27 protein-coding genes are annotated in these 24917 nt (G+C 70.0%); 14 read left to right on the top strand and 13 right to left on the bottom strand.

Annotation, left to right across the window (positions count from 1 at the left end; all coding sequences use genetic code 11):
* Window positions 1-139: 139 nt before the first annotated feature.
* Window positions 140-325 carry a hypothetical protein gene (locus GGQ96_RS06810; RefSeq protein WP_246360224.1) on the top strand — a complete coding sequence of 62 codons (186 nt, stop codon included), beginning with the start codon at window positions 140-142 and terminating at the stop codon, window positions 323-325.
* A gap of 18 nt (window positions 326-343) precedes the next feature.
* Here GGQ96_RS06810 and GGQ96_RS06815 read toward each other — a convergent pair whose 3' ends face one another.
* Window positions 344-826 carry a GAF domain-containing protein gene (locus GGQ96_RS06815; protein ID WP_184112890.1) on the bottom strand — a complete coding sequence of 161 codons (483 nt, stop codon included), beginning with the start codon at window positions 824-826 and terminating at the stop codon, window positions 344-346.
* A 376-nt stretch (window positions 827-1202) separates the two neighbouring features.
* Here GGQ96_RS06815 and GGQ96_RS06820 point away from each other — a divergent pair, with 376 nt between their 5' ends.
* The 4 genes from GGQ96_RS06820 to GGQ96_RS06835 are packed head-to-tail and all read left to right on the top strand — an operon-like array spanning window position 1203 to window position 2833.
* Entirely contained in the window at window positions 1203-1451 is a 249-nt protein-coding gene (locus tag GGQ96_RS06820) for a glutaredoxin domain-containing protein (protein ID WP_184112891.1), read from the top strand.
* Window positions 1452-1455: 4 nt separating this feature from the next.
* Window positions 1456-1983, top strand: a complete 528-nt coding sequence (locus GGQ96_RS06825) for a TspO/MBR family protein (RefSeq protein WP_184112892.1) — start codon at window positions 1456-1458, stop codon at window positions 1981-1983.
* Entirely contained in the window at window positions 1980-2342 is a 363-nt protein-coding gene (locus tag GGQ96_RS06830; RefSeq protein ID WP_184112893.1) for a DCC1-like thiol-disulfide oxidoreductase family protein, read from the top strand. The genes GGQ96_RS06825 and GGQ96_RS06830 overlap by 4 nt, the downstream gene beginning before the upstream one ends.
* Window positions 2339-2833 (top strand): DUF427 domain-containing protein, encoded by a 495-nt coding sequence (locus GGQ96_RS06835; RefSeq protein WP_184112894.1) that lies wholly within the window; start codon window positions 2339-2341, stop codon window positions 2831-2833. Before GGQ96_RS06830 ends, GGQ96_RS06835 begins: the two co-directional genes overlap by 4 nt.
* A gap of 22 nt (window positions 2834-2855) precedes the next feature.
* On the opposite strand, the gene GGQ96_RS06840 is transcribed toward GGQ96_RS06835, so the two are convergent.
* The 5 genes from GGQ96_RS06840 to GGQ96_RS06860 all read right to left on the bottom strand — a co-directional run bounded on the left by GGQ96_RS06840 (window position 2856) and on the right by GGQ96_RS06860 (window position 9632).
* Window positions 2856-3836 (bottom strand): aldo/keto reductase, encoded by a 981-nt coding sequence (locus tag GGQ96_RS06840; RefSeq protein WP_184112895.1) that lies wholly within the window; start codon window positions 3834-3836, stop codon window positions 2856-2858.
* Between the two features lie 79 nt (window positions 3837-3915).
* Entirely contained in the window at window positions 3916-4215 is a 300-nt protein-coding gene (locus GGQ96_RS06845; protein ID WP_184112897.1) for a putative quinol monooxygenase, read from the bottom strand.
* Window positions 4216-4311: 96 nt separating this feature from the next.
* On the bottom strand, window positions 4312-4569 hold the full coding sequence (locus tag GGQ96_RS06850) for a hypothetical protein (RefSeq protein ID WP_184112899.1): 258 nt from the start codon (window positions 4567-4569) through the stop codon (window positions 4312-4314).
* A gap of 18 nt (window positions 4570-4587) precedes the next feature.
* A complete protein-coding gene (locus tag GGQ96_RS06855; RefSeq protein ID WP_184112901.1) occupies window positions 4588-7851 on the bottom strand; it encodes an error-prone DNA polymerase in 3264 nt (1087 codons plus the stop codon).
* Entirely contained in the window at window positions 7851-9632 is a 1782-nt protein-coding gene (locus GGQ96_RS06860) for a Y-family DNA polymerase (protein WP_184112903.1), read from the bottom strand. The genes GGQ96_RS06855 and GGQ96_RS06860 overlap by 1 nt, the downstream gene beginning before the upstream one ends.
* A 252-nt stretch (window positions 9633-9884) precedes the next feature.
* Here GGQ96_RS06860 and GGQ96_RS06865 point away from each other — a divergent pair, with 252 nt between their 5' ends.
* Genes GGQ96_RS06865 through GGQ96_RS06875 form a run of 3 tightly spaced genes read left to right on the top strand, consistent with a single transcriptional unit; the run spans window position 9885 to window position 11872 of the window.
* The gene (locus GGQ96_RS06865) at window positions 9885-10250 is read left to right on the top strand and encodes a hypothetical protein (RefSeq protein ID WP_184112905.1); all 366 of its coding nucleotides are present in this window, start codon (window positions 9885-9887) and stop codon (window positions 10248-10250) included.
* A 12-nt stretch (window positions 10251-10262) separates the two neighbouring features.
* Window positions 10263-10889: an SOS response-associated peptidase gene (locus GGQ96_RS06870; protein ID WP_184112907.1), complete on the top strand. Its 627-nt coding sequence runs from the start codon at window positions 10263-10265 to the stop codon at window positions 10887-10889.
* 2 nt (window positions 10890-10891) lie between these two features.
* Window positions 10892-11872 carry an MBL fold metallo-hydrolase gene (locus GGQ96_RS06875; protein ID WP_184112909.1) on the top strand — a complete coding sequence of 327 codons (981 nt, stop codon included), beginning with the start codon at window positions 10892-10894 and terminating at the stop codon, window positions 11870-11872.
* Between the two features lie 5 nt (window positions 11873-11877).
* On the opposite strand, the gene GGQ96_RS06880 is transcribed toward GGQ96_RS06875, so the two are convergent.
* From GGQ96_RS06880 to GGQ96_RS06905, 6 genes are all read right to left on the bottom strand, one after another.
* The gene (locus tag GGQ96_RS06880; RefSeq protein ID WP_184112911.1) at window positions 11878-12918 is read right to left on the bottom strand and encodes an LLM class flavin-dependent oxidoreductase; all 1041 of its coding nucleotides are present in this window, start codon (window positions 12916-12918) and stop codon (window positions 11878-11880) included.
* Window positions 12918-13826: an ATP-grasp domain-containing protein gene (locus tag GGQ96_RS06885; protein ID WP_184112913.1), complete on the bottom strand. Its 909-nt coding sequence runs from the start codon at window positions 13824-13826 to the stop codon at window positions 12918-12920. Before GGQ96_RS06885 ends, GGQ96_RS06880 begins: the two co-directional genes overlap by 1 nt.
* A gap of 72 nt (window positions 13827-13898) precedes the next feature.
* Window positions 13899-15155 carry a diaminopimelate decarboxylase gene (gene lysA, locus GGQ96_RS06890; RefSeq protein ID WP_184112915.1) on the bottom strand — a complete coding sequence of 419 codons (1257 nt, stop codon included), beginning with the start codon at window positions 15153-15155 and terminating at the stop codon, window positions 13899-13901.
* The gene (locus tag GGQ96_RS06895; protein ID WP_184112917.1) at window positions 15152-15436 is read right to left on the bottom strand and encodes a hypothetical protein; all 285 of its coding nucleotides are present in this window, start codon (window positions 15434-15436) and stop codon (window positions 15152-15154) included. The genes lysA and GGQ96_RS06895 overlap by 4 nt, the downstream gene beginning before the upstream one ends.
* Window positions 15433-15954, bottom strand: a complete 522-nt coding sequence (locus GGQ96_RS06900; RefSeq protein ID WP_246360225.1) for an SAM-dependent methyltransferase — start codon at window positions 15952-15954, stop codon at window positions 15433-15435. Before GGQ96_RS06900 ends, GGQ96_RS06895 begins: the two co-directional genes overlap by 4 nt.
* 10 nt (window positions 15955-15964) lie before the next feature.
* Entirely contained in the window at window positions 15965-16228 is a 264-nt protein-coding gene (locus GGQ96_RS06905) for a hypothetical protein (RefSeq protein WP_184112919.1), read from the bottom strand.
* A gap of 220 nt (window positions 16229-16448) precedes the next feature.
* Here GGQ96_RS06905 and GGQ96_RS06910 point away from each other — a divergent pair, with 220 nt between their 5' ends.
* The 6 genes from GGQ96_RS06910 (at window position 16449) to GGQ96_RS06935 (ending at window position 23678) form a co-directional block, all read left to right on the top strand.
* Entirely contained in the window at window positions 16449-18584 is a 2136-nt protein-coding gene (locus GGQ96_RS06910) for a TonB-dependent siderophore receptor (RefSeq protein WP_184112921.1), read from the top strand.
* A gap of 137 nt (window positions 18585-18721) precedes the next feature.
* Window positions 18722-19174, top strand: coding sequence for a MarR family winged helix-turn-helix transcriptional regulator (locus GGQ96_RS06915; protein WP_184112923.1), 453 nt, complete (start codon window positions 18722-18724; stop codon window positions 19172-19174).
* A gap of 5 nt (window positions 19175-19179) precedes the next feature.
* Window positions 19180-21135 (top strand): FUSC family protein, encoded by a 1956-nt coding sequence (locus tag GGQ96_RS06920; RefSeq protein WP_184112924.1) that lies wholly within the window; start codon window positions 19180-19182, stop codon window positions 21133-21135.
* A complete protein-coding gene (locus GGQ96_RS06925) occupies window positions 21132-21359 on the top strand; it encodes a DUF1656 domain-containing protein (RefSeq protein ID WP_184112926.1) in 228 nt (75 codons plus the stop codon). Before GGQ96_RS06920 ends, GGQ96_RS06925 begins: the two co-directional genes overlap by 4 nt.
* Before the next feature lie 7 nt (window positions 21360-21366).
* Window positions 21367-22257, top strand: coding sequence for an efflux RND transporter periplasmic adaptor subunit (locus tag GGQ96_RS06930; RefSeq protein WP_184112928.1), 891 nt, complete (start codon window positions 21367-21369; stop codon window positions 22255-22257).
* A complete protein-coding gene (locus GGQ96_RS06935) occupies window positions 22254-23678 on the top strand; it encodes an efflux transporter outer membrane subunit (RefSeq protein ID WP_184112930.1) in 1425 nt (474 codons plus the stop codon). Before GGQ96_RS06930 ends, GGQ96_RS06935 begins: the two co-directional genes overlap by 4 nt.
* A gap of 72 nt (window positions 23679-23750) precedes the next feature.
* Here GGQ96_RS06935 and GGQ96_RS06940 read toward each other — a convergent pair whose 3' ends face one another.
* Window positions 23751-24914 (bottom strand): alkaline phosphatase, encoded by a 1164-nt coding sequence (locus GGQ96_RS06940; RefSeq protein WP_246360228.1) that lies wholly within the window; start codon window positions 24912-24914, stop codon window positions 23751-23753.
* Window positions 24915-24917: the final 3 nt, after the last annotated feature.

Below are 24917 nucleotides of genomic sequence, written 5' to 3' on the forward strand. Positions count from 1 at the left end.
GGAGGCTGCCCGGTGCGTCCTGGCCGGCCCGGCCTTCGCACACATTCGCCGTCGTCGCTGGTCTTCATGGCGGTTAGCGTAATTTGCCTAGTCAGGCGGAGCATATCATGATGTAAGCCAGCATCGGGTTGGAGACATCATGATGATCGTGAACGCCGAGGGAGAAGATACCGGGTCGGAGCGAGCCGAGATCCATTTTCTGTCGGCGCTGGTCGACGAATTGATGCGCAAATTGCTTGCGGCCGGGGTGATGACCCAGGCGGAACTCAACGAGGTCGAGGCGGCGGCCGTCAAGCGGGTCGGCGGAATACCGCGCGCCTGGTAAGCCGCGCGCCTTGCGCCGCTACCGTTGCGACATGAGGCGTTCCGCCTGTCTGGCGAGATGACTGAGGTCGTACACATCGAACGCCTGCAGACGCGGCGCGGTATCGGCGACGCACAGGGCGCCGAGCGCGAAACCCGCGGTGTCGACGAGCGGGATGCCAGCGTAGAATCGGACATAGGGCGCACCCAGGACCGCCGGATTGTCCAGGAATCGGGAATCGCGCGTGGCATCCGTGACGATCAGCGGTTCGCCCGGTCGCATGATCGCGAATGCGCAGAAGGATTCCGACCTCGGCCGTTCGCTGTCGGCTATGCCGACCTTCGCAGCCAGCCACTGACGGTTGCGATCCACGAACGAGATGGCCGCGATCGGTGTGGAGGCCAGCGACGCGGCTTGCTCCGCAATCCGCTGAAATTCGGTCGGTGGCGGGCGTTGCGTGATGCCCGAGGCATCGACAGCCCGTTGTCGATCGGCTTCGTTGGTCGGCCAGGGGGGGCGCATCAGGTTACAATCATTAGGAGGATCGGGGACGGGGCGACCGTTCGCCCTACAAGGGACGTTTCGGGGCGGTCGCCATGCAGCGCCGCAACCGGTCTTCAAGCTCGACCACATAGGACCGTATCTGGCGAGCCGTGCCCGGGTCCGCTGTCATGCCCGCGACACGCGTGGCGACCCGGATCTCGTTCATCAGTTCATCAGCGCTGCTCATCGTAACACCACCAACTGCTGCGACATAAAGGCTGACGTAAAAAAGTTTACAAATGGTAAACGCGCCGCCGCTTCGCCGCGCGTGACCGTTTCCGGGGTACGGGGCCGGAACGTCGCGCGACGCTGGTCGCTATAGCGGCACGGGCGCTCAGGTCCGTGGAGATACAAGATGGCGGATACCAGGATGGCCACCCTTTACCGCATGGTGCTGCCCGAACACACCTGCCCGTTCGGCGTGCGCGCCAAACAGATGCTGGAGGGGGCTGGCTTCACGGTTGACGATCGCCTGCTGCGGTCGCGCGAGGAGGTGGATGCGTTCAAGGCAGAGCAGGGCGTTGCTACCACCCCGCAGATTGTCATCAATGGTGAGCGGATCGGCGGCAGCGACGATCTCGAACGCTATCTAGGACACGGCTGATCGCATGGCGCATCAGGATCGTCGCGCCCCAGGAGGCTTCACGCGTGTAGCGGCACTGGCGGCGGTCGGCGCGGTGCTCGGCGCCAGCGCGCTTGTCGGGCGGCGCAATGCGCCCGATCCTTCGCACCCGGGCATTCGCCGTTGGTATCGCCGCCTGGACAAGCCCGGCTACACGCCGCCCGACGCGGCGTTCGGGGCCGTCTGGCCGGTGCTGGAAACCGGCCTGGCGATCGGCGGCTATCGCCTGCTGCGCCGCCCGGCCGGGGCTACGCGCAATGCCGCCATCGGTCTGTGGCTGGTCAACACCGCGATGGTCGGCGGCTGGACGCAGCTCTTCTTCCGCGAGAAGCGGCTGGGCGCCAGCGCGGCCGCGTCGGGCGCGATGGTCGCGACGGGTGCCGCCTATGTCGCGACGGCCGCGCGGGTCGACCGACCAGCGGCGGCGGTGGCGCTGCCGTTCGTCGCCTGGCTGGGCTTCGCCACGCTCTTGGCCGAGCGGATTTGGCGCGACAATCCGGACGAGGGGCGATGAAGCGGGTCACCGTCTGGCACGACGGAACTTGTCCGCTCTGCCAGCAAGAAATCGCCGCGATGCGCCGGCTCGACACGCGCGGCGCCATCACGTTCGTGGATGCGGCGGCCGGCGGCGACTGTCCGCTCGACCGGGCCGACATGCTGGCGCGCTTCCACGCCCGCGAGGACGGAGGCCCGCTGGTGTCCGGGGCGGCGGCCTTCGCCGCGATGTGGCGTGCGATTCCGGTGCTGCAGCCGCTGGGCGAGATGGCTCGCAACCGGCTGGTCCTGGCGATGCTCGAACGCCTGTACCGCGGATTCCTCCACGTTCGACCGCGCCTGCAGCGATGGCTGGCGCGGCGGGCGACACTGGCATGAGGCCGCAGCCGGACACGCCGTCGCCCGGCCAGGAAAGCGTGTGGCACTTTCCCCGCCCGGCGATCGCGGAGCCGAGCGACCGGCACATCCGTATCGCGCATCGCGGCGTTTGCGTCGCCGATACCCGCAAGGCCGTCCGGACGCTGGAGACCAGCCATCCGCCGAGCTGGTACCTGCCCCCGGCCGACGTGACGCCGGGGTTGCTGCGACGGTCGGACCGGCGGTCGTTCTGCGAATGGAAGGGCCAGGCAGTCTACTGGCATCTGGTGATCGGCGACGATGTGCTGCGCGACGTGGCGTGGAGCTATCCGTCGCCCACTCCAGCCTTCGCGATCCTGCGCGACCATGTCGCCTTCTATGCCGGGCCGCTCGATCGATGCACGGTGGACGGGGAGCCGGTGGTCCCGCAGCCCGGCGGCTTCTATGGCGGGTGGATCACGGTCGACCTGGCCGGGCCGTTCAAAGGCGTGCCGGGCAGCATGGGGTGGTGAGGGGCTCCGCTGGCGGGTGGCGTTACGAGAAGCCCACCACGGCGTGGGGGACATAGGGCGCTTCCAGCCGCGCGATCTCGTCATCCGATAATACCAGGTCGAGCGCGGCGATGGCGTCATCCAGATGCGCGGGTTTCGAGGCGCCGACGATCGGCGCGGAGACCTCCGGCTTGGCCAGCACCCAGGCAAGGGCGATCTGCGCGCGCGGCACGCCCCGCTCGCGAGCGACAGCCGCCACGGCTTCGACCACCGTGCGATCGGCCGCTGCGGTCGCCGCGTAGAGCGTCCGGCCGAACTCGTCGGTATCCGACCGCTCCGTCGTCTCATCCCAGTCGCGCGTCAGCCGTCCACGGGCGAGGGGGCTCCATGGGATCACGCCAATCCCTTCCGCCGCGCACAATGGCAGCATCTCACGTTCCTCTTCTCGGTAGAGGAGGTTGACGTAATTCTGCATGGTCGAGAAGCGCGTCCAGCCGTTCGCCTCGGCGACGTGGAGCATCGTCGCGAACTGCCAGGCCGCCATCGACGAGGCGCCGATATAGCGCGCCTTGCCCGCCTTCACGACGTCGTGCAGCGCCTCCAGCGTCTCCTCGATCGGCACCTCATGGTCGAAACGGTGGATTTGGTAGAGGTCGACATAATCGGTGCCGAGCCGGGTGAGGCTGGCGTCGATCTCGGTCATGATCGCCTTTCGGCTGAGTCCTGCGCCGTTCGGACCCGGGCGCATCCGGCCATGGACCTTGGTCGCGATCACCACCGCGTCGCGGCGGGTGAAGTCCTTCAGCGCGCGTCCGACGATCTCCTCCGACGTGCCGTCGGAATAGACGTTGGCGGTGTCGAAGAAGTTGATCCCGGCCTCCACCGCCTGGCGCAGCAGTGGGCGGCTCGTTTCCTCATCGAGCGTCCAGGCGTGGTTGCCGCGGTCCGGGATGCCATAGGTCATGCAGCCAAGGCAGAGGCGCGACACGTCGAGGCCGGTGGTGCCGAGCTTGATATAGTCCATGGAAGAGTCTCGCCTATCCGGTTTGTCGCCCCAACGAACGGGGCGCGCCATCGGCGCATGTTCCGGAAAGATTTGACGCTCAGCCGAGCCGTTGGAGTCGTTCGACCGAGGGCGGCTCGGCGAGCAACGCGTCGAAGCGCGCGGCGAGCCGGGTCAGGGCGGGGGCGCGGCCGTGGGCATCCAGGGCCGCCTGGTCCGCCCAGGCCTCCACCATCACGATGACGCCGGGCGTGTCGCGGCTCTCATGCGCGTCGTAGAGCAGGCAGCCAGGCTCCGCGCGCACCTCGGCCAGGATCTCACGGAACGCGCCGGCCAATTCCGCGGTCTTGCCGGGACGCGGCACGAGGCGGGCAACGACGTGGACGATCGGATCGGTCATGCACATTCTCCGTTCTTCAAGACGATCTTGCCGTGCATCGTGGCGCTTTCCAATCGCGCCGCGCCGCGATCAGCCTGATCCAGGGCAAGGGAAATTCTATGGCGGATCGGCCCCGATCTGGCGGACGATGCCGTTCAAGGCGGCGGTGCAGCCCTGGGCGCGGCCGATGTCGTGGTCGGTGCCGGCTGCGTTCCAGAACATGTCGAGCGGCCAGCGTTCGGGGCAATGCGCGATCAGGCAGCGCAGCGCGAGCCGCACCTCGATCGTGTCGACCTTGCCCTTGCCCGATCGGGCGGCGGCCGCGCGCAGGATGTGGAGCGACAGTTCGATGATGATCCGTTGATGGCGGGACATGGCGGGTCGATGGGCCGATCAATGGAAGTCGCGCGACTTGATCCGCACCACCTGTTCGGGGTCCATGCCGTTGGCGTGGGGCGGCCAGTAGCTGTCGCGCGGCCCCGGCCGCCAGCCGGCGTCGCCCCGGTCGGGCGAGCCGGCATGGCGCGCGCCGTCGCCGCGCCCGGTGGCGTGCGGAAAGTCCATCTGCCCGACCTGGGCGAGCAGCCCGCCATGGTCGATGATCCGGTCGCAGATGACGTGGATGACCAGCCCCTCGCGCTGGACCCGGCCCTTCATGCCGATCATCGCCGCCGACATGACGGTGCGACGCTGCGCCTCGAACCGATCGGGCCAGAGGATGCCGTTGGCGATGCCGGTCTCGTCCTCGATCGTGATGAACAGCACGCCCTTGGCGCTGCCCGGCTTCTGGCGGACCAGGATGATGCCGGCGACCTCGACATGGCGGCCGTCCTTGATGTGGGCGAGGTCGGCGCAGCGGACGATGCCGCGCCGGGTGAGATCCTGCCGCAGAAAGGCCAGGGGATGGGCGCGCAGCGACAATTGCAGCGCGCGGTAATCCTCCACCACCTCGCGGCCCTCGGTCAGTGGGCGGAGCGACACGTCGGGCTCCAGCCCCTCCGGGCTGAACGAGGCTTCGCGCGCATCGGCGGCGGCGAACAGGGGCAGGGGAGCCTCTCCTAGCCCCTTGACCTTCCACAGGCCCTGGCGGCGATCCTCGGCCAGCGCATGGAAGGCGTCCGCCTCGGCCAGTCGTTCGATTGCGGCGCGAGGCACGCCGGCACGCCGCCACGCTTCCTCCACCGACTGGAAAGGCGCGTCCCCCCGTGCCGCGACGATCGCCGCCCCGTGCACGTTGGCGAGGCCACGCACCTGGCGCAGTCCCAGCCGGACGGCGCAATAGCGGCCATCCGTCGGCTCGAGCGTACAGTCCCAGCGGCTGGCGTTGATGCAGGCGGGCCGCACCTCGACGCCATGCTCGCGCGCGTCGCGCACGACTTGGGCGGGCGCGTAGAAGCCCATGGGCTGCGCATTGAGCAACGCAGCGCAGAACACGTCGGGATGATGGTGCTTCATCCAGCAACTGGCGTACGCGATCTTGGCGAAGCTGGCGGCATGGCTCTCGGGAAAGCCATAGGAGCCGAAGCCCTCGATCTGCTTGAAGGTGCGCTCGGCGAAGTCGCGCGGATAGCCTCGGCTGACCATCCCTTCGACCAGCTTGTCATAGAAGTGGCTGACGCCGCCGGTGAACTTGAACGTCGCCATGGCGCGGCGGAGCTGGTCGGCCTCGACCGCCGTGAACCCTGCGCCGACGATCGCGACCTTCATCGCCTGTTCCTGGAACAGCGGCACGCCCAGCGTTTTCTCCAGCACCGCGCGCAGTTCGGGACGGGGATAGTCGGGCTTTTCCCGTCCCTCGCGGCGGCGGAGGTACGGGTGGACCATGTCGCCCTGGATCGGCCCCGGTCGCACGATCGCGACCTCGATGACGAGGTCGTAGAAGCGCGCCGGCTTCATGCGGGGCAGCATCGACATCTGCGCGCGGGACTCGATCTGAAAGGTGCCCAGCGTGTCGGCCTTCTGGATCATCGCATAGACGGCCGGGTCGTCGTCCTGCAGGTCGGCCATGCCGACGCGCACGCCCTTGGCCTCCTCCAGCAGGGCGAAGGCGCGGTTCATGCAGCCGAGCATGCCGAGGCCGAGCACGTCGACCTTCATGAACTTGAGCGCATCGATATCGTCCTTGTCCCATTCGATCACCTGCCGGTCGACCATCGCGGCGGGTTCGATGGGCACGAGATCGTCGAGGCGGTCATGGGTCAGCACGAAGCCGCCGGGATGCTGCGACAGGTGGCGCGGCACGCCGATCAGCTGGCGCGACAGCTCCAGCGCAAGGCGCAGCCGCCGGTCGTCCATGTTGAGGCCGAGCTGGGTGACCTGCTTCTCGCCGACCCCTTCCTGGCTCCAGCCCCAGACGAGGCCGGCAAGCGCCTTGGTCAGGTCCTCGGGCAGGCCCAGCGCCTTGCCGACCTCGCGCACCGCGCCCCGCGCGCGGTAGCGGGTGACGACGGCGGTCAGCGCGGCATGGGGGCGGCCATAGGTCTCATAGATCCACTGGATGATCTCTTCGCGCCGCTCATGCTCGAAGTCCACGTCGATATCGGGCGGTTCGCGCCGTTCGCCCGAGACGAAGCGCTCGAACAAGAGCTCGTGCTTGATCGGATCGATGCTGGTGATGCCGAGCATGAAGCAGACGCAGCTGTTCGCCGCCGATCCGCGACCCTGGCACAGGATGCCGCGCCTGCGGCTCTCCGCGACGATGCTGTTCACCGTCAGGAAGTACGGGGCGTAACCGAGCTCGCCGATCAGCCGCAATTCGTGATCGATCTGCTGGCGATAGGCCTCGGGCACGCCATCGGGGAACATCCGCTCGACCGCTTGCCCGGTCAGCCGCTCGAGCGCGCCTTGGGCGGTCAGCCCCTCGACCACGCGCTCGTGCGGATATTGATAGCTGAGCTCACCCAGATCGAAGGTGCAGGCCCGCGCGATGGCGGCGGTGGCGGCGATCGCCTCGGGGAAGGCGGCGAAGCGGCGTTCCATTTCCTCGGGCGACTTCAGGTGCCGGTCGGCATGGCGTTCGCGGGCGTAGCCGAGCGTATCGACGGTGCATTTCTCGCGGATCGCGGTGACCACGTCCTGCAGCAGTCGCGCCTCTGGGGCGTGATAGAGGATGTCTCCAACCGCGACGGTCGCCACGCCCGCCGCTCCCGCCTCCGCCGACAATTGGTGCAGGCGCAGGAGATCGTCGGGCCGCCGTCGGAAGGCCAGGCCACAATGGCCGCGCGCCCCGAAGGTTCGGCGCAGATCGGCGAGATGGCGTGCGGTCGTGGCGTCCGCCTCGTGCGGGAGCAGGATGGCGACCAGCCCCTCGTTCCATTCGCCAAGGTCCGACCAGCCGAGCGTGCAGCCGCCCTTGCCGGCGCGCGACTTGCCCAGCGTCAGCAGGCGGGTGAGCCTGGACCAGGCCGCCTTGTCGGTCGGGTAGAGCAGCAGCGCGCGGCCATCGTCGAGATCGACCCGCGCCCCCGCGATCATCCGCACGCCCGTCGCCTTCTGCGCCTCCCACGCCCGCACCAGCCCCGCGACGCTGCCCCGGTCGACGATGCCGAGTGCCGAATGCCCCTGCAGCGCGGCGGCGGCGAAGAGTTCGTCGGGGCTGGAGGCGCCGCGCAGGAACGAGAAATGGCTCGTCACCTGAAGCTCGACATAGATGGTCATCAGCCGAACAGCCCGTGGAGATACCAGCTCAGGTCGCCGGTCGCGGCGTCGACTCCGTCGCCGCGGCGGAACAGCCAGAAGCGCGCGCCGGTATCGTCCTCGACCCGAAAATAGTCGCGGACCGCCCAGACCTCGCCGTCGCGCCGCCACCATTCGCCATGGATGCGCTCGGGGCCATCGCCCGCAACCACGGCATGGACCCGCCCCCGCCAGGTGAAGCGGCGGGGCGGCGCGTCGGGGAGGAGCGCAAGCACGCCGACCAGCGGCTCGGGCCGGGGCAGCAGGCGGACGGGCCGCTTCCAGGACGGCCAGCCCGTCGGCGTGGCGAGCGGCGACACGCGTCGCACGGCGCGCTCGGGCACGTCGCTCTCGACCGGCGCGGTCACGAACAGCGCTTCTTCGCCGACCCGGCCGGCGATCTGGTCGACCAGCAGCGCGACGTCAGGCGGCGCATCGTCCCCCGCCAGACTGGCGGCCAGCGTCGTCGCGCCGAGCGGGTCGGTGCGTGGGGCGGCCAGCCGCATCGCCTCGATCCCGTCGCCAGGGTCGATCCGCTCGATGCGCAGGTGAAAGAGGCGGGCGAGATGGCCGGCATCGCGGGTTGCGCGCGCGGTGCCGATCGACAGATGCTGCGCGCTGCCGTCGATCCGCTCCACGGTGAGGACCAGCGCGCGCGCGCCGCGCCCGCGCTCCACCAGTTGCCGGATCAGCGCGGCGAGCAGATCGCCGATCACCTGCTCGATCGCCTCCGCCGTGCCGATCGGTTCGAGCAGGCGGAGCCGGGCGACGGGCACCTCCTGCGGCACAATGGGCACGATCGGTTCGGCCACGCGCCCCAGCGCCTCGTCGAGACGGCGGAGGCTCGTCATTCCCAGCCGCCGGGCGAGGGGGCCGCGCGGCAGTGGCAGCAGGTCGGCGATCCGGTCGAGCCCGAAGCGGGTCGCGGCGGCGATCGCCTCGGGTGTCAGGCGGAGCGCGGCGGGGGGCAGGGGGGCGAGCGCCTGCGCTTCCTGCCCGCCGGGGAGCAGCCGCATGGCCTCGCGACCGAACCGGGCCAGTGCATGGGCCGCGCCGGGCGTACCGGCGACCGCCACGCGCGCGGTCAGGCCGAAGCGCCGGCAGAAGCGGATCAGCCGGTGGCAGAAGCGCGCCTCGCCGCCATGGAGGTGCGCGACGCCGGTCAGGTCCAGCCAGAGGCCGTCGTCGCCGCTCACGCAGGCGGTCGGCGTCCAGTGGCGCACCGCATGGAGCGCGAGGTCCGCCAAGAGCGCCGCATCCGCCGCCCGGTCGGCGGGACGGATGTCGAGGTCCGGGATCAGCGCGCGGGCCTGCGTCACCGCCATGCCGGGCGTCAGGCCCAGCGCCATGGCGCTGGGGCAGGCGGCGGCGATGACCTGTCGCTGGCCGATCGCTTCGGCCAGGATCATCGGCACATGGTGCGTCGCAGGCGGCGGCGCGGGCTGACGCCGGTCCGGTGCGACCGGCCGCTTGAAGGGGTGATCCGCCGCCTCGGACCGGCGGCCCAGCTCGCGCATCGGGGGGCGCTGGTGGAGCGGCAAGGCGGCCACCTGCTCCTCGACCGCCGCGCGCGCGGCCCCCTGCTGCGCCCAGCGCGCGCCGGGACGCCAGCCGCCGCCCCGCGGCACCGAGCAGGCGCCGGGGTCGTCGTCGACCGGTAGCATGGGCGCGGGCCTCGGCTCGGGCAGCGCGCGCGGCCGCTCCAGCCGCCGCAGTCGCTCGATCGCGAGATGCGGCAGGTAGAGCGAGGCGACCCGCGTCATCGCCAGCCTCCCCTTCCATCGTGAAACCCCGGCCGTCCCACCGGCCCGACGATGCTGTCGAAGGATGCGACGCTGCCCTGACCATCGCACGCCGCGTGCATCGCATCGCGCCGGTGCGACGGTGTTTCGGGGCAAGGGGCGGCGGAAGACATGATTGCTGTGACTCGTATGTTCGCTATATGTTCCTTCGATTCCAAAGCCAGTCAAGGTGTTACGGAAGCGAATCGATGATCGGAACGGGACAGGGGTGGGGTGGGCGAGAGGGCGGGCGAAGGGAGCGGGGGAGCCAGGTCAGGGGCCGATCACGACCATATCGGCCGTCGGCTGCGCACGCTGGAGGAATGCGCCCTGCACAAGCGGACGCTGCGCCTGACCTGCCCGGCCTGCGGCCATGTCCGCGTCCTCGACGCGGTTGCGCTGTGGTGGCTGTTCCAGCGCCGCGGATGGGACGGCACGCTGGGACTGGTGGGGCGACGCCTTTGCTGTTCCGCCTGCCGGGCGGCGGGGCAGGTCCGGCGCCCGCGTCTGGCGATCGGCCGCGACCCGCCGACCGGCGCGGCCCTGCCCTATCCCGACGCCGCGACGTGGAAGAGGCTTGTTTCACGCTACCGGTCGTGATCGAAGGCGAGGATGTGTAATCTTTACAGCATCAAGACCGACCCCCAGCGCTATTTCGACGCGCTCGCCGCCGTCGAGGATGCGAGCAACGGGCTAGCGGTCGAGAAGGATTACGCCGCGCCCGGCAAGCCCGGCTATGTCGTCCGGTTGGAGGGCGGCCGGCGGGTGCTGAGCACGATGCGCTGGGGATTCCCGACCCGCAAACCGCGCAAGCGGCCGGCGCGCGAGGGGGAACTCCCCTTCCTCTACGACTGGTGGACCAATGCGCGGAACATGCAGAGCAACATGTGGAAGCCATGGCTGATGAAGGCCGAGCATCGCTGCCTGGTGCCCTTTACCCGCTTCTCCGAACCCAAGGCTGCCGCCGACCGGCAGGGGCCGGGCGACATCCACTGGTGGTTCACCGTCGAGGACCAGCCGGCGCCGTGCTTCGCCGGGCTGTGGAAGGTCGACCAGGACCATGACCGGGTCTATGCCTTCTGCACCACCGAGCCCAATCCGCTGGTCGCGCCCAAGCATCCCAAGGCGATGCCGGTCATCCTGCTCGCCGAGGAGCAGGATCGCTGGCTGACCGCTCCGGTCGAGGAGGCGCTGACCATGCTGACCGCCTATCCCTCACAGCTGATGAGCGTCGCCTGACCATGGCCCGCAACCCCTATCATGACGGGCCGCCCAGCGATCATTACGACGGCACCCGCTTCTTCAATCCAGGGCAGGCCAGCACCGACCGGGGCCTGCGCGCGATGCTGCGGTGGAAGCTGGCGGGCGCTGCCGCGCCATGGCCGGGGTCGGTGCCGGTGACGCCCGCCAAGCCCGCAGCGCGAGTCGAGGGCCTGTGCGTGACGATGGTCGGCCATGCCTCGCTGCTGATCCAGGCGGCGGGCGTGAACATCCTCACCGATCCGGTCTGGTCGACACGCGCCAGCCCGTTCCGCCGCATCGGGCCGAAACGGGTGACCGCGCCGGGGATCGGCTTCGCGGACCTGCCACCGATCGATGTCGTGCTGCTGAGCCACGCGCATTATGACCATCTCGATGTCGCCACGCTCGCACGGCTCCATGCGGCGCACGAGCCACTCATGGCGATGCCGCTCGGCAACGACGCGGTCGTCCAGGCGGCGGTGCCGGGCGCGCGGTGCGTCGCCGGCGACTGGTGGGACCGGCTGGACCTAGGCGGCGGCGTCGCGACGACGCTGACTCCGGCCCATCACTGGTCCAACCGCTGGCCAAGCGACACGCGCATGACGCTGTGGAGCGGGCATTATCTGGACACCCCCGCCGGAGCGATCTGGTTCGTCGGCGACACCGGCTATGGCGACGGGCGTATCTTCGGCGAAGTGCGCGAACGGCTGGGAGCGCCCGACCTGGCCCTCATCCCGATCGGGGCTTACGAGCCGCGATGGTTCATGGCCGCGCAGCATGTCGACCCCGCCGAGGCCGTGCGCATCTTCACCGACGTCGGGGCGGCGCGTGCGCTCGGCATTCACTGGGGCACGTTCCAGCTGACCGACGAAGCACGCGATGCGCCCGCCGCGGAACTCGCGACGGCGCTAGATGCCGCCCGCGTCGCCCCGGACCGCTTCGTCGCGGCGGAACCAGGCGGCATCTATCGCTTCGGCTAGCGCGTTCAGGCCGCCGCCGGCACCCGCCCGGCGGTCGTGCCCATCACCTGCGCGGCGAAGCGCTCCATCTCCTCGGCCTGCGGGCTCATCTGCAACAGCAGCAGGTCGAGGCCCGCGGCCTCATATTCGGCGATGCGTTCCTTCAACTGCTCGGGCGTGCCGACCAGGTTGGGGCGCAAGCCCCGGTTGGACACCGAATATTCCTGGAGCTTGAGCTCCCGCTCCAATTGCGTTCCCGACAGCCACTGGTCGAAATTGGCGTAGCCTGCCGGCAGATCGGTGACAGTGGTGATGCGCTCCAGCTCGCGTTTCGCCTCCGCCTCGCTGTCGCGGACGATCGCATAGGCGGCCATGCCATATTGCATCGGCGCCCCACCGGCGGCGCGGCGGCGCGCGGCCATGTCCGCGATCTTGGGCGCGATCGCCTCGACGGGGTCCCCGTGCATGACATAGGCGTCGCATTGGCTCGCGATCATCGTCTTGGCGGCCTCGCTCTCGCCACCGGCATAGACGGTCGGCCGCTTGACCGGCTTGGGCGCGCAGATCGCCGCGTCCGTGGTGTAGAATTGGCCCGCGAAACTGAACCGGTCCTGCGTCCACAGCCCGTCAACGACGCTCAGCCATTCCGCCGTGCGCGCATAGCGATCGTCGTGCTGGTCGAATTGTAGTCCGTACTGGCGCGCTTCGTCGGCCCACCAGCTCGACACGACGTTCAGCGACAGGCGGCCGCCGGCGATCCGGTCGATGTTCGCCGCCGCCTTGGCGAACAAGGCGGGATGGTGGAAATTGGGCCGCACCGCGACCATCAGCTCCAGCCGCTCGGTCACTGCGGCAAGCGCGGCCGCGGTCGACCATGCGTCGAGCGCAGGCTGCTCGACCCCCTTGATGTCGTTGAGGTTGAGCTCCGCGATCAGCGTCAGGTCATAGCCCCAACGCTCGGCATCCTGGGTCAGCGCCTTGGCATAGGCCCAGCTCGCCTCCATCCGCTCGTCGGCCACGTTGCGCAGCCAGCCGCCGAACACCGGCATCCAGAAACCATATCGCATCAGCGTGCCTCCCCGATCCAGCCGACGATCCGATCGACCAGCCGGTCGTGCGGGTCCCAGCCCAACACGTCGAGCGGTCGCGCCACGAAATTCGACAGCGCATTGACGTCATAGAAGCGGGGCGTGCCGTCGCGGTCGTCGATCATCACCTCGACCCCGCCGAGGTCGAGCGACGCGGCCCGTGCGATCGCCTCCGCCGCGTCGCGCAACGGCGCGGGCGGCTCGGTCGCGGTCATCGTGATCGCGCTGCCGGGAACCTGGCAGGCATCGGCCGGACACAGGTCGAATGCGCCGGCCCCGGCAACGTCGATCGCATAGAGATAGGCGCGATCGAGCGTCTCGATCCGCGTGATCGTGCCGCCGCGCGCCGGGACATAGTCCTGGACCAGCAGCACGCCGTCGATGCTGGTCGGCAAGCTGCCGTCGGCCACCGCGGCGCGCAGCGCCTCCGCGTCGTCAAATCGCGCGATGCCCGCGCCGGCGCCGCCGATATTGGCCTTCACCACCAGCGGGAAGCCGATCGTCGCGGCCGCCGCCGGCACATCGGCCGCGCGGTGCACGACCCGGGTCGCCGGGATGGCGAGGCCCAGCGACGCGATCAAGGCGAGCTGGCGCGCCTTCGACGTGTCGATCGCCAGGGCCGGCGTGCCGTTCAGCACGCGGGCGCCCCCCATCTCCCAGCGGGCGAGCAGCGCCTGCGCCCAGAAGATCGGATGCTCTGCGTCGCGCAGGAACGCCGACATGGCCAGCCGGCTGAGGATGAGGGGGGCGGGCAGGGCGGCATCGGCCGGATCGAAGGCCGTGCGCGTGGTCAGCGACTCATAGCTGACGCCACGCCGGTCCAGCGCCGCGAACAGCGGAGTAAACCATTGCGGATGTTCATAAAGGATGGCGAGATCAGCGGTCATGGCGGCCATCCCATGCCGAAGCCGCCGGCCGATGCAAACCGCTCAGCGCTATTCCGACCCCAAGCCCAGCTTTCAGGGCGCGGTCGCGGCGGGTGTCGCTGACAGCACCTCCGGCGGCGAGAGGCGATCGCGGACGATGGTGAAGGCGCCGCCGTCAACCATCACCTGCGGGCTGAGCGGGCGGCAGTTGTAGATCGAGGCCATGGCCGAACCATAGGCGCCGGTCGCGTGGAACACCGCCAGATCGCCGCGTCCGACCCGGTCGATCGATCGACCCACGCCGAAGAGGTCGCCGGTTTCGCAAACCGGGCCGGCCAGGGTGGCGGTCATGGTCGTGCCATCGGGCGTGACGGCGGCAAAGCGATGATAGGCATTGTAGAGCGCCGGGCGAGCAAGGTCGGTCATGGCCGCGTCGACGATGACGAGGGGATGGATCGCGCCCGGCTTCACCCATGTCACGCGCGTCAGCAGGATGCCGGCGAGTCCGGTGATGATCCGCCCGGGCTCGAAGGTGAGACCGACATCCCAGCCCCGCGTGAGCCCCGCCACCATCGCCGCATAGTCGGCGAGCGAGGGCATCCGGTCCTCGGGACGGTAGGGGATGCCAAGGCCTCCGCCCAGATCGACCCGCGTGATGTGATGACCCCGCGCCCGAAGCTCGACGATCAGCGTCCCGATCCGGCGATAGGCGGCCTCCAATGGCGCAAGGTCGCTGATCTGGCTGCCGATATGAAGGGCGACCCCGTGCAGCTCGAGCCCGTCGCATCGCGCCAACCGGTCGTACAGGTCCGCCGCCGACGTGATGTCGACCCCGAACTTGCTCTCGCGCCGGCCGGTCGTGATCTTGGCATGGGACCCGCCATCGACGTCCGGGTTGACGCGCAGCACTGCGGGCGCCCGCCTGCCGCGCAGGCTGGCGAGCTGCGCCAGGACGCGACCCTCTTCCTCCAGTTCCAGGTTGAACTGGCCGATACCCGCGTCGAGCGCGTCGGCCATCTCACGGTCGGTCTTGCCGACGCCGGAGAAGACGATATCCGCTGGTGCCATACCGGCCTCCCGCGCCCGGCGCAGCTCGCCGCCCGATACGATGTCGGCGCCGTAGCCGCAGTCCGCCAGCAGCCGCAGCACGGCGGTGTTGGGGTTGGCCTTGACCGCGAACGCGAACCGCGCGGACGACAGGCCGCCCATCGCGGAGGAGAAGGCGCGGGCGGCGTGCCGTAGCGCGCTTGCCGAATAGACGTGGACGGGTGTGCCGACGGCGTCGGCGATGGCGGGCAGCGCGACATCCTCCGCGTGGAGGACGCCGTCGCGATAGTCGAAGGCGTTCATCGCTCCGTCCTCGCGTGTCGATGTTCGACGCGGCCGCCGACCGGCCGGCGGCGTCGGACGCGGGCGGCATGGACGATGTCGGCGGTATGGCCATGACCGCGCCGTTCGGCGCGCAGGAGCTGGCCGACGCGCTTCCCGTGGATCAGCAACGGCAGGCCGAGCAGCGCCAGCGGGAAGAAGAGGATGATCGCCGACGATCCGTCGAGCGCCAGGCCCATGGCGCAGGACGACGCTAGTAACGCGAAGCCCCCCGCTCTCCATTGCAGGTCGCGGCGGGTCATGCGGCCACCGCCGCCGCGCGGGCGGCGCGATCGTCGTCGATGACCACATCGCCGGCCGCGGCAAGACGCGCGCTTGTGCCGGCACGCTCGTCGACCGTGCCGCCGCCGTGCCACAGCACGATGTCGGCGGGCACCTCCGCCTCGCTCGCCAAGGCGTCGATCGGGTCCCCCACCTCGAAGACGATGCCGATGGTCCGGTCGTGCAGACGCGCCGCGGCGGCGCGCGCGCGCCCGATCCTTGCAGGGGAGCCGTCGATGCCGCGACCCTCGACCGCGGTGAAGCCGATCGCCCGCGCATGTCGAAGCGCCGCGATCAGCAGCGTGCCGCAGCCGCAATCGGCATCGACGATGCGCACGGCGCGGCGGCGATCGGCGCGCAGCCGGCCGAGCGCGGTGCAGACGGGCGTCCAGCGTGGGTCGGCCATGGCGCTGCGGCTGCCCGGCATCGTCAGGGCGGGGGGCCTTGTGGCGGTCGCCGTAAGTTCGCTCACGGCGGCGGTCTTTGATCCGATGGTCATGTCGCGCTCCTCAGGCGGCCCGGGAAAGCGCATGGTCGACGGCATCGACCGGGCCGAAGGGGACGAGCGGCACCAGCGGCGCGGGAGCCATCTCCACGGCCGCATGATAGATTTGCCGCTCGGCCTCGGCGAAGCGCAGCGCGGCGCTCCGCGACACGAAGCGGCCTTCCAGCTTCCCGCCGCTATCCTGCACGAGCCAGTGGCCGGCCGTATCCTGGCCGACATAGATGACCGGTCCGTGCTCTTCGGGGTCCGGATGGGGTTCGGATGACATGACGCCCTGGCAACCTTCCATGATCGGGCGTCCTGCGCCCGCTCGGCCGAACTACGGACCCGGGCATAGGCTTTCGAGATCGATTTCGGGGAAGCGCATAGCGACGGCATAATCATGACGCGGGGCGGCTGACGCGGACCGTCGGGGCAAGCGGGTCGATAGCGGATTGACATCATCCTATACTATAATATTGCGAGTCATTATCGTTAATGGGGGTGTCGTGAGAAATTCATCGTCGCTCGCCGTCCTGTTCCTGTGCTCCGCCGCCGGGATCGCACATGCTCAGTCATCCTCCGCCATGGCGTCGGCGGACGATATCGTCGTGACGGCGCGTCCCTATCCCATCGAAACCTCCAGTGGCTCGAAGACCGATCTGCCCATTCTGCTCACGCCCCAGGCGATCAACACCGTCACCGCCGAGGAGATCGCGGTGCGCGGCGTCCAGAGCCTGACCCAGGCGATCCAGAACACGCCCGGGGTGGTCGGCCAATATGGCGATACGGACGTCCGTCACGATTGGATCATCGTCCGTGGCTTCAATCCCGCGCGTTATCTGGACGGGCTGCGGCTGCCGTTCGGGGCGCGCGGCTATGCGCAGATGCGGATCGAACCCTATGGCCTGGAGCGGATCGAGGTGCTGAAGGGGCCGGCCTCGTCGCTCTATGGACAGAGTGCGCCGGGCGGCCTCGTCAACATGGTCAGCAAGCGGCCGACCGACACGCCGTTGCACGAGATTCTGTTGCAGGCGGCGTCGTTCGACCGCGTCCAGGTTGGCGCCGACCTCGGCGGTCCGATCGGCGACACGCCCTTGTCCTACCGGCTGACCGGACTGGCCAGGACCAGCGGCACGCCGACCGAGTTCCTCGACGAGAAGCGCCTGTTCGTCGCGCCGGCCCTGCGCTTCGCGCCCGACGCGACGACGTCGATCACGCTGCTCGGCCAGTATCAGACCATCGTGTCGGACGGTGGCGGCGCGCCGCCCGCGCTGCCGGTCAAGGGAACGCTCCGCGCCAATCCCCTGGGTTCCATCTCGCCCGGGCTGTTCATCGGCGATCCCGGCTACGACCATTTCCACAACGAGCAATTCACCGCCGGCGCGGAACTGCATCGCGAGCTGAGCCAGGCGCTGCGCTTCGATCAGAGCATCCGCTTCGCCGACGTGACGACGGATACGCAGCGCGTGCAGGGGATCGCGCTCGCCGCCGACGACCGCACCCTCAGCCGCTATGCCTGGGCCTTTCCGGAACGCAGCCGTGTCTGGACGACCGACAGCCGCATGACCATGCGTGGGCGGACCGGCGCGATCGCGCACGAATTGCTGGTCGGCCTCGACTATCAGGATGAACGTGCCCGCTATGACGAGAGCGCGCTGCGGCTGGCACCCGCGATCGACGTCTTCGCACCCGTCTACACACGGGGCACCACGCGCCCGCCGATCGCCACGACGATCCGGCAAAATCGCGATCAGACGGGCCTGTATGTGCAATATGGTGGGATCGCGGGTCGATTGTCGGTCCTGGCGAGCGGCCGCCAGGACTGGGCGAACAGCACCACCAATACCCTGACCGTTGCCAGTGGCCGCTCGCTCCAGGCGCGACAGCAGGACCGTCAGTTCACCGGTCGCGTCGGCGTGACCTACCGACTGCTCGACCAGATGGCGACCTATGTCGCCTATGGTACGTCGTTCCAGCCAGCCGCTGGGACCGACCGGCTCGGACGCCCCTTCGCGCCGGCCCTGGGCAAGCAGTGGGAGGCCGGGCTGAAATATCAGCTTCCCGCCATGCCGGGCCTGGTGACGCTGGCCCTGTTCGACCTGCGCCAGACCAACGTGCTGACGCCCGATCCTGCCGATATCCGCTTCAGCACCCAGACCGGCGAGGCGCGGGTTCGCGGCATCGAGGCCGAGGCCAAGATGACGCCCGTGCCTGGGCTCAACCTGATCGCCGCCTATGCCTTCAGCCAGTCCGACGTGCTGCGGGCTAACCCCAATGCGGCGAATGTCTCGATCCAGGGAAATGCGCTGCCCTTCGTGCCGGACCATCAGGGGTCGGTGCGGGCGGACTATAGCATCCGGTCAGGCGTGCTGACCGGAGTCGGCGTCGGGGCCGGCGCGACCTATTTCGGCGCACTGTACGGCGATGCCGCCAACCTCTATCGCATCCCGGCCGCGACGATCGCCGATGCGGCGCTGCGGTTCGACCTGGCCAGGGTGTCGCCCGCGTTGCGGGGGGCGAACCTGGCGGTCAACGTCAGCAACCTGTTCGACAAGCGCTATCTCAAGACCTGCATCTCGGCCACGGGCTGCTATTTCGGCGCGCCCCGCACCGCCCTGATCAGCCTGCGCTACACGATGTGAGCCACGGACAGGCGGGAGTGTCGCCACAGGTCGCGGGCCGACCGATCGATCGGTCGGGTGGGTGACGGGAGCGCGCGTATCGCTGCACCGGCCAAGACGGCATTGCCTTTAGATAGATAGCAATCTATATATTTGCAATGCCGACATCCTCGCTGCTCCAGCGTCGTTTCGCCGCCGCCGTCATCCCCATGGCGCGGGCGTATCAGCGCTATCTCGACCGTGGCCTTGCCGGGCTGGCGCTGTCGCATACGGCGGCATTGACCGTGATGCTGGTCGGCCGGGCCGGGGAAGGGTTGCGGCAGGGCGTGCTCGCCGATCGGCTTGGGCTGGAGGCGCCGTCGGTGGTGCCGCTGATCGATCAACTGGAGCGTAGCGGGCTGGTCGAGCGGACGGTGGATGCAACCGACAAGCGCGCCCGCCTGCTTCGCCTGAGCGACCCAGGGCGCGCGGTCGCCGCGCAAGTCGAGGCGCGGACCGCCGCGATCCGTGCCGAGGTCTTCGCCGGGGTCGACGAAGGCGACCTGGTCGCCGCGATCCGCGTACTGGAGCGGCTGGAAGCCTTTTTCGGCACCGGGGACGAAGCGAAGTGATCGCCATGCCCCGAATCGGGCTTCGCGAGACGGTCTTTTCCGTCAACTGCTTCGCCGCCGCCATGCTCGCCCTGTTCGTGTCCTTTGCGCTCGGTCTGGAACGACCGTTCTGGGCGATGGCGACCGTCTATATCACCAGCCAGCCGCTGAGTGGCGCGGTGCGGTCGAAGGCGGTGTATCGCCTGATCGGCACGGTGGTCGGCGCGGTCGTCACCGTGCTGCTCGTGCCGACCCTGGTCAACGCGCCGGCCGTGCTCAGCCTGGCGCTGGCGCTGTGGGTGGCGGGGTGCCAGTTCGTGTCGCTGCTCGATCGTACGCCGCGATCCTATGTCTTCATGTTGGCTGGCTATACGGCCGCGCTGGTCGGCTTTCCGTCGGTCACTCATCCGGAGGCGATCTTCGACATCGCGGTCCTTCGGGTGCAGGAGATCGGGGTCGGCGTGATCTGCGCCGCAGTGATCCACTCCATCGTCTGGCCGCGCCCGGTCACCGACGCCTATGCGGTGCGCGCCAGGAGCGTGCTCGGCGATGCGGAGGCGTGGATCGCCGAGGTTCTGTCGGCAGAGCCGACGTCGCGCTCGGCAGCGGACCGGCGGCGGCTTGCGGCCGATGTCACCGACCTGCACGTCATCGCGACGCACATCCCGTTCGACACGGCGCGGAACCGCCCGACGCGCCACCTTCTGGTCGGCCTGCAGGACGCGTTGATCGGACTTATCCCGCTGGTCTCGGCGATCGAGGACCGGCTCGACAGCCTGGTGGCCGAGGGCGCGCTGGAGCCCGACTTGACGCGGACGATCGCAGAGGTCCGGACCTGGGCCACCGATCCGACCCAGCCCGCGCCGCGGGTCCCGCCGGCGCCCGGCCCGGCCGATTGGCGCGGCCTGCTGGCGCTCAATCTGGTCGCCCGGCTGGCCGAGCTGGTCGACGCATTGTCGAACACGCGCGCGCTGGTCGCGGCGCTCGCGGCTCCCGATGCCGCGCCGCCAGCCGTCGCCGGGCAGAGCGTGCGAAGCCTGCACCGGGACTATGGTCTGGCGCTGGTATCATCCGGTGCGACGCTGCTGACGATCCTGGCCTGTTGCGGGTTCTGGATCGCCACCGGCTGGCCGGAGGGGGCGATCGCGGCGATGATCGCGGCCGTGGTCTGCTGCTTCTTTGCGACGCTCGACGATCCGGTGCCCGCGCAGCGCAGCTTCCTGATCTGGACGATCGCGTCGCTGCCGCTCGCCGCGCTGTATCTGTTCGCGATCCTGCCGGCGATCGACGGCTTCGCGATGCTCTGCGTCGCGCTCGCGCCCTGCCTGCTGCCGCTGGGCGCGATCATGGCGGTCCCGGCCTGGTATGGCCGGATGATGCCGATGATGATCGGGTTCGCCAGCGGGCTTGCGCTCACCAACGTCTACACGCCGGACGCGGTCGGCTTCTTCAACGCCAACATCGCGCAATTGGTCGGGATCGCGGCGGCGATCGTCGTGACGCAGGTGGTTCGAAGCATCGGCGCCGCGACCGCGATCCGCCGCCTGCGCCGGGCCGGTTGGCGCGATCTGGCGGCGCTGGCCGACCGGCCGGCGCGGCTGCCGGCCTGGCGCGGGCGCATGCTCGACCGGGTGGGTTTGATCGCGGCGCGGGTGGGTGCGCTGGACGAGGGTGACCGTGCGGCGGCCGCCTCGGCGCTGCGCGAGCTGCGGTTGGGTTTCAGCCTCGCGCATGTCGCCTCGACGTCGCAGGGCGCGACGTTGCGAGGGATGCTGGCGGCGTGGTTCCGCCGATCCGCGCGGGCAGGCGAGGGCGCGCCACCGTCGGAGCTGCTCGGGGCGATCGATGACCTCATTGGTGAAACCCTGGCAGCCGATCGCGACGGGCAGGCCGATCCCGAGACGCTGGCGGCGCTGACCGGGCTGCGTCGCAACGTCTTTCCCGCCGCGCCGGGATGGCAGGCGATGGGGGTCGCGGCATGACCGCCGATGTCGACCTGGCCGGCGTGTTCGTCCATCCGCTGCTGATCGCCGCCTTCCTCGCCTTCATGGCGGCGCAGGCGATCGGCTGGGCGGCTGGCCGGATGCGCCTGTATCGCTTCGTCTGGCATCGCGGCCTGTTCGACGTGGCGCTCACCGTCATCCTCTGGGCCGGCATCGCGGCCGTCCTCACCGGCGGCGCTGGCGCCGCGACCCTTTTCGGTTGATCATTCCATGACCTTGCATCCTTCCTTCCGTGTCGCGGCGCGAATCTGCGTGACCCTGATAGCGGTGGCGATCGCGCTGTTCGCCGCCCGTCGCCTCTGGGCGCATTACGAGACCGATCCTTGGACCCGCGACGGCCGGGTACGGGCGGACATCGTGCAGGTCGCGCCCGATGTCTCCGGGCTCGTCACCGATGTGCTGGTGCGCGACAATCAATGGGTGAAGGCTGGAACGCCGCTGTTCCGCGTCGACACGCCGCGCTACCGCCTGGCTGTGTCGCAGGCGCAGGCCGCCGTCGCCGCGCAAGCGGCGCTGCTGGCGCAGGCGCGGCGGGAGGCGCGGCGCAACCGGACGCTCGGCGATCTCGTCGCGGGCGAGGTCCGCGAGCAGGGCGACGCGAAGGTCGCCCAGCTCGTCGCCGCGCTCGACCAGGCGCGGGTGGCATTGTCGACCGCGCGCCTCAATCTGGCCCGCACCGAAGTCCGGGCCAGCGTCGCCGGCACCGTCGCCAATCTCGATCTGCGGCCGGGCGACTATGCCAATGCCGGCCATCCCGAATTCGCGATCATCGACCGTGGCTCGCTCCATATCGTCGGATATTTCGAGGAGACCAAGCTGCCCCGCATCCATGTCGGCGATCCCGTCCGCGTCCGCCTGATGGGCGACGATCGCGATATCGCGGGGCATGTCCAGAGCATCGCGGGCGGCATCGAGGACCGCGAGCGCAGCGCCGGCGCCAACCTGCTCGCCAATGTCAATCCGACCTTCAGCTGGGTGCGGCTGGCCCAGCGCATCCCGGTGCGGATCGCGATCGATCGCCTGCCGGCCGATCTGTCGCTGGTGGTCGGCCGCACCGCGACGGTCGAGGTTCTGCCGCGCGCCGCGGGGGCCCAGGCATGACCCTGCGCCGCACCGCCGCGCTGCTCGCCGCCGGCCTGCTGGCCGCCTGCTCGACGGTGGGGCCGGACTATCACCGCCCGGCCGCCGCGGTGATCGATCGTCCCAGCGCCAAGGCCCCCTTTGTCGCCGGCGACGAGCAGGCCTTCGCCGCGCTCGCGCCGGTCCCTGATCACTGGTGGCGGCTCTACCAGGACCCGTTGCTCGACCGGCTGGTGGCCCAGGCGCTGGCGGCGAACACCGACCTTCGCGTCGCCGCCGCCAATATCGCACGAGCCCAGGCGTCGGTCGATCTCGTCGCGCAGGACCGGCAGCCCCAGGCCAGTCTGCAGGCCGCACCAGGCTATGGCCAGCGCTCTGCGGAGGAGGAACTGCTGCCCGGCGCGCCGCTGCCTCGCAACTTCGTCTATTCAGCGAGCGCCGGGATCGCCTATCAGGTCGATCTGGTCGGCCAGATCCGCCGCGCGGTCGAGGCGGCGGATGCCGACCTGGCGGCCACCCATGCCGCCTATGACGGCGTCCGCATCACGGTGGCGGCGGATACGACGCGCGCCTATCTCGACGCCTGCTCGGCCGGGCGCGAGATCGGCGTGGCGGAGCGCGCGCTGGCGTTGCAGGCACGGACCACCGGCCTGACCCGTCGCCTGGTCCGGGGCGGGCGCGGCATTTCGCTCGACGCGACCCGTTCGGCAGCGCAGGAGGCGCAGGTGCGCGCGAGCCTGCCGGGATTGCAGGCGGCGCGCCGGCTGGCGCTGTATCGCCTGGCGACGCTGACCGGCCGGCCGCCCGCCGAATTCGATCACCAGGTCGCCACCTGCACGGCCGAGCCCCGTCTTGCCCGACCGATCCCGATCGGCGACGGGGCGGCGCTGCTGCGACGTCGTCCCGACGTCCGCGGCGCCGAATGGGCGCTCCGGGCCGCCACGGCCCGGATCGGCGTGGCAACGGGCGACCTCTATCCGCACATATCGCTGGGCGCGTCGATCGGCTCGGTCGGCCTGGCCGAGCGAGCCCTGTCGGGCGACACCTATAAATTCTCGCTGGGGCCGCTGATCAACTGGCAATTCCCCAATCGTGGCCGGGTCCGCGCCCGCATCGCCGCCGCCGGTGCCGAGAGCGATGCGGCCTTTGCCCGGTTCGACGGCACGGTCCTGCGCGCGCTGGGGGAGACGGAAAGCGCTTTGACCGTCTATGCCCGCGACCTTGACCGCACCGCCGCGCTCCGCGACGCGGATGCGGAAGCGCGCAAGGCCGCGCGGGACGCTGACACGCTGTTCCGCGCCGGCCGGACCGGCTTCCTGTCCGTCCTCGATGCCCAGCGCACCGCGATCGCGGCCGAACAGACCCTCGCCGCCGCCGAGAGCCGCCTGGCCGCCGATCAGGTGCAACTGTTCCTGGCGCTGGGAGGCGGCTGGCAGGATTGAGCCGTCCGGCTGCTGCGTCCGCCCCCTGCGCCGGTCAACGACCCGGACGGAGCGTCCACGCCGGCCGGGTCTTCACTGCGTCGCAACCCACCCGAACGCCTCCACCATCACGTGATAGAGCCGGGTGTTCGGGAAGAAGCCGTGCACGGCCTCCGCGCCGGGGCCGTCGGCGGCGGCCAAGACCTCCTCGCCGGTGTGGCTGTCCACGACGCCGATGATAGGATTGGTGGCGTTTGTCACGCCCGGCTTGGCGGCGGCGGCGGCATATTGCGCGGCGAGTGGGGTGCCGCGATCGCCACCGGTCATGCGCAGGCCGAAGCTGTGGTCGGCGGTGAACAGGATCAGCGTGTCGGGACCGGCGACCGCGCGGATGCGGCGGATCATCGCGTCCAACTCCGCCACGTGGCGCAGGCCCGTCATCGGGTCGTCGGTGTGCATGTCCCACTCGACGATCAGGACATAGCCCTTCGGGTTGCGGGCGAGCTGACGCACCGTCGCCTCGACCGCCGGGGTGGGGGCATAGTCGGCGTCGCGCAACACCGCTGCGCGCGGGGCCTGGGCGATCAGCGCCGGGTCACTGCCGTAGCGGTACCCGGCCTGCGCGAAGGCGGTGGCGGCGGTGGTGCCGCGCCTGGCGAACGCGGCGTTCGCGTCGGCGAGGCCGCGGCCGATCAGGATGTCGACGCCCTTGCCGTGGCGCGGGGCGAGCATCTGCGCGAAGATCGCGTCCTTGTCCTTGCGCGAGGGGACGTGCGCGTAGCAGGCGGCGGGCGTCGCGTCCCAGATCGGTTGATTGGTGACGACGCCGGTCGACAGCCCGCGCGCCTGCGCGATCTCCATGAACGACGGGACCGCGACCGGCGCGTCGCCGGCGGTGGCGGCAGGCACCATGCCGACCATGCCGTTGTCGGTCTTGTGGCCGCTCATGATGGCGGTCATGCCGGCGGCCGAGTCGGTCACCCAGCGGTTGCGGGCGGAGGTGTCGGACAGGCCGATATGCGGCATCGACTGGATGAAGAGCGCCTGCGGCCGATCATGCGCCATGAGGCCGCCCGCGTTCAGCGTCGGGATGCCGCCGGCGTCACCCAGGAACAGGATGATGTTGCGGGGACGCGTGGTCCGCGTCGCGGCGGCCGCCTTGGCCGCCTTGGCCGGCTTTGCCGCGGGTTTCGCCGCCGCGCCGACTCCCGTCAGCGCGGTCGCGAGCAGCGCCGCGGCCATTGTCCGAGCGATCATCCG

Source organism: Sphingomonas abaci (assembly GCF_014199625.1).
In the GTDB taxonomy this organism is placed as follows: domain Bacteria; phylum Pseudomonadota; class Alphaproteobacteria; order Sphingomonadales; family Sphingomonadaceae; genus Sphingomonas; species Sphingomonas abaci.